This is a genomic window from Kitasatospora sp. NPDC018619 (assembly GCF_044391605.1).
GTDB lineage: Bacteria > Actinomycetota > Actinomycetes > Streptomycetales > Streptomycetaceae > Kitasatospora.
Genome location: NZ_JBISAI010000011.1, coordinates 268,493 through 275,852 on the forward strand (window position 1 = coordinate 268,493; position 7,360 = coordinate 275,852).

8 protein-coding genes, 1 rRNA gene and 1 pseudogene are annotated in these 7,360 nt (G+C 74.5%); 9 read left to right on the plus strand and 1 reads right to left on the minus strand.

Annotated elements, in window-relative coordinates:
• Positions 1-221: 221 nt before the first annotated feature.
• The 5 genes from ACH5AR_RS19865 to ACH5AR_RS19885 are packed head-to-tail and all read left to right on the plus strand — an operon-like array spanning position 222 to position 4,407.
• Complete coding sequence (locus tag ACH5AR_RS19865; RefSeq protein WP_396302730.1) at positions 222-782, plus strand: RNA polymerase sigma factor; 561 nt, start codon at positions 222-224, stop codon at positions 780-782.
• On the plus strand, positions 779-1,603 hold the full coding sequence (locus tag ACH5AR_RS19870) for a zf-HC2 domain-containing protein (protein WP_396302731.1): 825 nt from the start codon (positions 779-781) through the stop codon (positions 1,601-1,603). The genes ACH5AR_RS19865 and ACH5AR_RS19870 overlap by 4 nt, the downstream gene beginning before the upstream one ends.
• Before the next feature lie 34 nt (positions 1,604-1,637).
• The gene (locus tag ACH5AR_RS19875) at positions 1,638-2,447 is read left to right on the plus strand and encodes an ABC transporter ATP-binding protein (RefSeq protein ID WP_396302732.1); all 810 of its coding nucleotides are present in this window, start codon (positions 1,638-1,640) and stop codon (positions 2,445-2,447) included.
• A complete protein-coding gene (locus ACH5AR_RS19880) occupies positions 2,444-3,844 on the plus strand; it encodes a hypothetical protein (RefSeq protein ID WP_396302733.1) in 1,401 nt (466 codons plus the stop codon). Before ACH5AR_RS19875 ends, ACH5AR_RS19880 begins: the two co-directional genes overlap by 4 nt.
• Positions 3,841-4,407, plus strand: a complete 567-nt coding sequence (locus ACH5AR_RS19885) for a hypothetical protein (RefSeq protein ID WP_396302734.1) — start codon at positions 3,841-3,843, stop codon at positions 4,405-4,407. Before ACH5AR_RS19880 ends, ACH5AR_RS19885 begins: the two co-directional genes overlap by 4 nt.
• Before the next feature lie 109 nt (positions 4,408-4,516).
• On the opposite strand, the gene ACH5AR_RS19890 is transcribed toward ACH5AR_RS19885, so the two are convergent.
• The gene (locus ACH5AR_RS19890; protein ID WP_396302735.1) at positions 4,517-4,876 is read right to left on the minus strand and encodes a peptidase inhibitor family I36 protein; all 360 of its coding nucleotides are present in this window, start codon (positions 4,874-4,876) and stop codon (positions 4,517-4,519) included.
• 530 nt (positions 4,877-5,406) lie between these two features.
• Between ACH5AR_RS19890 and ACH5AR_RS19895 the strand changes: the two genes are divergently transcribed.
• From ACH5AR_RS19895 to ACH5AR_RS19910, 4 genes and pseudogenes are all read left to right on the plus strand, one after another.
• Positions 5,407-6,396 (plus strand): phospholipase, encoded by a 990-nt coding sequence (locus ACH5AR_RS19895; RefSeq protein ID WP_396302736.1) that lies wholly within the window; start codon positions 5,407-5,409, stop codon positions 6,394-6,396.
• Positions 6,397-6,453: 57 nt separating this feature from the next.
• Positions 6,454-6,822 (plus strand): hypothetical protein, encoded by a 369-nt coding sequence (locus tag ACH5AR_RS19900; protein ID WP_396302737.1) that lies wholly within the window; start codon positions 6,454-6,456, stop codon positions 6,820-6,822.
• 9 nt (positions 6,823-6,831) lie between these two features.
• Positions 6,832-7,242, plus strand: a pseudogene (locus ACH5AR_RS19905) (transposase); the annotation flags it as partial.
• A 29-nt stretch (positions 7,243-7,271) separates the two neighbouring features.
• A 23S ribosomal RNA gene (locus ACH5AR_RS19910) occupies positions 7,272-7,360 on the plus strand; the annotation flags it as partial.

Sequence of the window (7,360 nt, forward strand, 5' to 3'; positions counted from 1 at the left end):
GCCCGCGCGCCGCTGCCCCGGCCACCGAGGTGCCCCGGGCAGCGGTGCGGGCGCGCCGGCCGCACTCCCGTACCGCGGTCCGCCGCCCCGCCGCCGGCGCGGACGGCACCCCGTCGTCCGCTGACGGAACGGCCGGCCGTCGACCGCGGGCCGGCCCCCGCACTGTGACGCAGGTCACGCCGATCGCAGAACCCCGAGGCCGGAACGGGCGTCTGGCTGGTGTGAGATCACGCAGGAGAGCACTGGACGAGCTGGACGAGGAGCGCCTCCTCCGGCTGGTCGCCCGGGGTGACCGCGCGGCGTTCGACGAGCTGTACCGGCGCACGTCGCCGTGGCTGGCGGTGCGGCTGCGCCGCCGCTGCGCCGACGAGCAGATCGTCGCCGAGGTCATGCAGGAGACCTACCTGGCCGTGTGGCGCGCCGCCGGGGCGTTCGCCGGCAGCGCCGTGGGCGGCACGGCCGTCGGATGGCTGTGGACCATCGCCGCGCGCCGCCTCGTCGACGCGTTCCGGCGCCGCGCCCACCACGCCGAACCACCGGTCGCCGCCGCCGAGCGCGCGGTGGTGCCCGCGGCGGAGGAGGAGGCCCTGGCCGGGACCGTCGGCGGGGACGTCGGCGACGCGCTGCGGCGCCTGGCGCCCGAACTCCGGGAGGTCCTGCGGGCCACGGTGCTCGACGGACTCTCCGTCCGGGAGACCGCCGTCCTGCTCAGACTGCCCGAAGGCACGGTCAAGACCCGCGCCCGCCGGGCCCGGATCGCAATGCGGAAGGCGCTGGCATGAACGGGGAACACGCGTCGAGGCGACTGATCGACGACTACGCGCGCGGCGACACGCCGATGGCCGCGGACACCGTGTGGGCACTGGAGGCCCACCTGGAGGCCTGCGCGCCCTGCCGCAGCCACCTGGCCGCCGCCGTGGCCGCCGAGGCGCCCGAGGTCACCGCGCTGCTCGCCACCGTCCGGACCGGCCTGGAACCGCAGCTGGCGGCCGCCGTCCGGGCACCCGCGCGCCGCCGCCCCCGGTGGGCCGCGGCCTGGCTGACCCCGGCGGCGGCCCCCTGGCTGGCCACCACCGCCCTCCTCGCCCTGCTGGGGGTGCTGCTGGACACGGTCGGGGCGTCGACGTCCTTCCTCGACGCCTCTCCCGTGTCGGCGGTCGCGCCGGTGCTGCCGCTGTGCGGCGCCGCCGCGGCGTGGTCGCGCGGGCTGGACCCGGCCCACGAACTGACGGCCTCGACCGCCCGGGCCGGGCTGCCCCTGCTGCTCCGGCGCACCACGGCCGCCCTCCTGGCGGTCCTGCCCGTGCTCCTGGTGGGCGGGTGGCTGACCGGCACCCTGACGGCCGCCCAGTGGCTGCTGCCCTCCCTGGCGTTCACCTCCACCGCCCTCGCGCTCGGCAGCGCCGTCGGCGTGACCCGCGCCGCCGCCGGACTCCTGGCCGTGTGGGGCGTCGCCGTCGTGGCACCCGCCTGGACCACCGGCCACGCCCCCGCCGTCCTGCGGTTCGTCCTGGACCCTGACCGGTCGGCCGCGTGGGCGGCGCTCGTCCTCCTCGCGACCGGCGCCGTGATCGCCCGCAGGAACACCTACCCGACGCTGTGACACGGGGCCACCGGCCCTGGAGAGGAACCACCACGTGACACCCACCACGAGCGCGGCCGACACCGCGCCGAAGACCTACGCCTGGGAGATCCGGGCGAGCGGACTGCGCGTCCGCGCCGGCCGCGGGAAGATGGCCGTCGACGGACTCGACCTCGCCCTGGGCACCGGCGCCCACGGCCTCCTGGGGCCCAACGGGGCCGGGAAGACCACCCTGATCCGGGCCCTGGCGACGGTGCTGCGCCCCGCCGGGGGCGAGCTGGAACTCCTCGGCACGCCCCTCGGCAGGGCGGGCGACCACCGGGCCCTGCGGCGCCGGATCGGCTACCTGCCGCAGGACTTCGGCTACTACAAGCGCTTCACCGTGCGCGAGTTCGTCGAGTACATGGCCTGGCTGAAGGAGGTCCCCAAGGCGGCCGTCCCGGCGGCCGTCCAACGGGCCGTCGAACGGGTGGGGCTGGCGGACCGCGCCGACCACCGGATGAAGACGCTGTCCGGCGGCATGGTGCGGCGGGCCGGCATCGCCCAGGCCATCGTCAACGACCCCGCGGTGCTGCTGCTGGACGAGCCGACCGCCGGCCTGGACCCGGCCCAGCGGCTGCGCTTTCGCGAACTGCTCCAGGAACTGGGCCGCGACACCTGCGTGGTGGTCTCCACCCACCTGGTGGAGGACGTCGCCGCCGCCTGCTCCGACGTGGTGCTGTTCGCCGACGGCCGCCTCGTCTTCCAGGGCACGCCGGACGACCTCGCCGCGGCCGGCGGCCCCGAGCACCCGGGCGACAGCCCTCTGGAGCGCGGCTACTCGGCGCTGCTGCGCAACCCCGGCCGACCGGGAGGCACCTGGTGAACGGACGTCTCCTGCGCACCGAACTGAGGCGCTCCGCCGCCCCGTGGGCCGGCCTCGTCGTCCTGGGCGGCAGCCTGGCGGTCTTCTTCCTGATCGGCGGGGTCTGGTGGAACGGCACGGCGGGGTGGACGGCCCAGTGGACCTCGATGGCCATGTGGACCCGCTACCTGCTGGCCTTCTGGTGGCCGCTGGTGGTGGGGCTGGGAGCCGCCTACGGGCTGCGCGAGTCCCGCTCGCGGATGCCCGAGCTGCTGGCGACCACACCGCTGCCGGCCTGGCGCCGCGCGGCGCTGCCGGCCGGGGCGATGGGCCTCGCGCTGGCCTCGGGCTTCGGCCTGCTGGTCGTGGTGGGCGGCGTCCAGGTGGCCCTCGGCCGGACCACCTACGCACCGGCCGGCTGGCTGCCGGTCTCCCTGGTGGCGGTGCTGGCGCTGGTCGCGGGCGCGGTGTTCGGCCTGGGCGTCGCGCGGGCCCTGCCCTCGGTGCTCACCCCGCCGGCCCTGGTGCTGGCCTTCCTGGCCCTGACCGGCGGCCCCCTGCGGATGGTCGGCGACGGGCAGGTGCCGTCGAGTCAGGGGCCGAACCGGCTCGCCCAGCTCGCCCCGGCGGTCGTGGAGCCGCGGGAGATGCTGCTGACCCTCTCCGGCTCCGTGCACCTCGGCCAGGCGCTCTGGTTCCTCGGTCTGCTCGGCACGGGATTCGCGCTGACGGCGGCCGTGACCCGGCGGGGCCGGCTGCTCGCGCTGCTGCCCGTCCTGGTCGGCGCGGCCGTGGCGCTGCCCGTCCTGCCCGCCGCCGCGCGCGACACCTACGTGGTGGACCGGGCGGCCGCCGCCCAGGTCTGCGACGGACCGGTGTGCGTGACGCGGGCGAACGCATCGCGCCTGCCCGAGCTGGCGCCGCGCGGGGCGGAGGCGCTGCGGGTGCTGCATGAGGTGCTGGGCGCCGGGGCGCCCGGCTCGGTCCGGGAGGACACCGCCCTGCGGGCGCTCGGCGAGCCGCGCGGCCTGTCGGCCGACGTGGTGCTGGTCGACTTCGACGAGCGGACGTTCGCCCGTGCGACGGGTGAGGCACTGACCAGGGCGCTGATCGCGCAGGGGCTGGCGCCGAACTGCCACGGGGACAACGACCGGGAGGGCGGCGGCAGGGGGGACGCCGCCGCGCAGAGCATCGTGGTGAGCTGGGCCCTGCGCGACGCCAGGCTCCAGCCACTGGAGGAGCGGGGCACCGACGCGTACGCGCTCAGGACCTGGGCGAACGCCGATGCCACCTGGGAGGCACTGACGGCGCTGCCGCCGGCCGAGCAGCGCGCGCGGATCGCCGCCCTGCGCACCGCCGCCCTCTCCTGCGAGGCGGGCGACCCGCTCGGGATCCTGCGCGGGGAGGCGCCGCGATGAGGTGGCTGGTCCTGTACGGACGCTCCCGGCAGGTGCCCGCCTCGGCCGCCGCCGTGCTGCTCGTCGTCCTGGTGCTGTGGAGCCTGAGCGGCCCGGGCCGGGTGGACCTGGGGACGGCGGTCCAGGTCCTCACCGCGAACGTGGCGGCCGGCTCCGTCGGACTCGGCGGCCGCGACGTCGTCCTGGAGCGGACGGCCGCGATCCGGTGGGCGCCCCGCCGGGCGGCGCACGTGCTGCTGGTCGGCGCGTTCGCGGGTGCCGCGCTGCTGGCGCTCCAGGCTGCGGGGGTGCGGCTCGCGCCGGCCGGGGCCGTCCTCCGGGACAGCGCGGGCCTGGTCGGGCTGGCCGCGCTGGGGGCGGTGCTGTGCGGGGCGCAGTTCGCCTGGACCCTGCCGATGGGCTGGCTCGCCGTCACCCTCCTCGTCCCGACGCCGGGCGGTACCGCGGGGGAGGTGGCCAAGTGGATGCTCTTCCCCACGGGCACCACGGCGGCCGACGCCACCGGGTGGGCCCTGCTCGTGGCGGGGACCGCGGTGTACGCGGTGGCGGGGCCGCGACGGTAGTGCGGGTGCCCGGGCAGTCGGCCGGTCGGCCGGTCGGCAGGCCGGCCGACCGACTGCCCGGTGCGGGGCCCGGCCCGGCCCGGCGGTCGGCGGGGGCGACGTACGGGCCCTAGCCGAGGTGGGCGCGGAAGGCACTGACCCAGGCACCGATGCTGCGGTACCCGGTGCGGTCGATGGTGATCGAGCCGCCGGTGCAGTTGTAGTTGTCCCACAGCTCGACCCAGTCGCCGCCCTCCGTGCGGGCGGAGCGGATCTGGTCGTTCCAGCCGTCGCCGACGTAGGTGCACGCCCCGTCGTTGCCGGAGAACCAGCGGTCCTGGCCCGAGAAGCCGGTGTCGTTGAAGGCGTGGAAGCTGGGCTGGCGGGCGACCGGCGCGGTGGCGGCGGGCTGGGCGGAGGAGGAGGGGGCGACGACCACGGTGGCGGCGAGGACCACGGCGGCGACCAGCAGCCTGCGAACGACGGGCATGACGTCTCCTTCGGGCGAGCGGTTCGGGGGACGGGCACGGCCATGGGAAGGGCGGTGCGCGGGCCGGTGCTCCGGCCACGCGGAAGGCCTTCACCGGGTGGCCAGTTCAGAATTGCACGCCGTGGCGGCGAACAGCTGCGTGTGCGAAGAAACGGCGGGAACCGGCGCCGGTCACCCGCTCGGGGCTCGGGCAGGGATTCGACAGCACGGGTGCTCGCCGGAACGGTGGTCCGGGTGAGGCGCCCGAGGGTGAGGAGGTGAGTCCCTGTTCGACCACGGAGGGGCCCGACGGGTGCCCCGGCGGCCGCCGGATCGGCCGCCACCCGCCGGATCCGGCCGTACCCGATCGGATCCCGGCCGAAAGCAGAGCCGTTCACCGCTCATCGACCGTACGGCGACGGCCGGTTGGTGATACCGCTTGTCGGAGGGCGGACAACCACGCGGTTTGCGGAGAGCCGCGCGGGACGCGGGCTACCGCACGGCGTGCGGACCACCGCAGCAACCGCGACACCGACGAGAAGGAGCACACCTTGACGACTCACCGCAGGCTCGCGGCACCCGCGCGAACGCTGTCGGCCCTGACGGCGGCGCTGTGTGCGATCGTCGGCGCCACCGCGCTCGGCACGACCCCGGCCGCGGCCGCCGACACCCGGCACCCGGTGTACGCCATCGCGCACCGGGTCGACACCCTGGACGGCGTGGACGCGGCCATCAACCACGGTGCCAACGCCATCGAGATCGACGTCTGCGCCTGGTGGAACCCCAACGAGTGGCGCGCCTACCACGACTGCTCCTCGGCCGGCGAGAACCGGCTCGGCCCCAGCTTCGACAGCATGCTCGACCGCATCGTCTCCAACGCCAACGCGGGCCGGCGGCTGTCCCTGGTCTGGTTGGACATCAAGGACCCCAACTACTGCGGGGCGGAGCCGAACCGCACCTGTAGCGTCGCCGGACTGCGGGACAAGGCCCAGCGGCTCACGGCCGCCGGCATCCAGGTGCTCTACGGCTTCTACGAGTACCACGGCGGCAGCACCCCGGACGTCGGCGGCCGGGGGTGGAAGAGCCTGGAGGGCAAGCTCGGCCCGCTGGAGGGCATCACCACGACCGGCACCCGCGACCAGGTGCAGAGTGCCTTCGCCGCCTCGGGCTCCGGGTTCCCGAACGGCCGCCGGGCGATGGACTACGGGGACAGCGACATCACCAAGGGCTTCGGCAACTGCACGGAGGCCACCTACAACACCTGCGCGGAGCTCAAGAAGGGAGCCGCCGACCGGGCCGCCGGCCGACTCGCGGCCACGCTCTCCTGGACCACCACCTACAACGACCCGTGGTACGTCGACAAGCTCCTGGGCGACGCCCAGGTGGACGGCATCATCGCGGGCTACGGAGCCTTCACCGGGGTCCGCGAGTACGACAACAGCTGGCAGTGCGCCAACGCCGTCAACCTCGTCCGGGACTGGGTGAACCGCCACAGCGGCACGCATCGCATGGCCGTCGCCGGCGACCGCCTGTTCCACTAGACGAGTAGATCCGAAGTTCCGGCCCGTCAAAGGGACGAGGGTGTCCAAGATCAGTTTGTGACGACCGACCTGAACACCCTCTTGACCGCACTGTACGTGAAGATCGATGACGAGCTCGGAGGAACGCGGTGGCTGGGCCGCCCGCCGCTGCTCAGCGACTCCGAACTCGTCTGCCTCGCGGTGGCCCAGGCGCTCCTCGGCTACCACTCGGAGGCCCGCTGGCTGCGCTACGCGCACAAGCACCTGTGCGGCATGTTCCCGTACCTGCCCCAGCGTGCGGGCTACAACAAGCGCCTGCGTGCGGCGCTTCCGCTGGTCAAGCGCATGATCCGGGAGCTCGCCCGGGACAGTGACTTCTGGACCGACGGGGTCTGGATCACCGACTCCACCCCGGTGCCGTGCGGCATGTCGCGCCCGACCGTCTAACGCTCGAACCTGGCGGGCTGGGCTGGCTACGGCTACTGCGCATCCCACTCCCGGTTCTTCTGGGGCCTGCGCCTGTACCTGGTGTGCACCCCGACCGGGATGCCGATCATGTGGGCACTGGCCAACCCGAAGATCGACGAGCGCGAGATCCTGGCCGCGATGCTCGAAGTCGACGCCGGGCTCGTCTCCGGACGCGGAGGCATGCTGCTCATCTCCGACAAGGGCTTCGCCTCGAAGGCCTTCGAGCAGGAACTCGCCGAGCAGGGCATCGAGCTCATGAGGCCCTCGTTCAAGCGCGAGAAGAAGCGCTTCGGCGAGCCGATGCTCAAGAAGGTCCGCCAGCTCATCGAGTCCGTCAACGACACCCTCAAAGGGCAGCTCGACCTGGAACAACACGGCGGACGGACCTTCGAGGGTGTTGCGATCCGGGTCGCCCAGCGCATCAGCCCAGAACACCGACTAAGGTCCCCAAGCGTGTGCTAAGTGGGAAAGGATGTGGAGTCGCAGAGACAACCAGGAGGTTGGCTTAGAAGCAGCC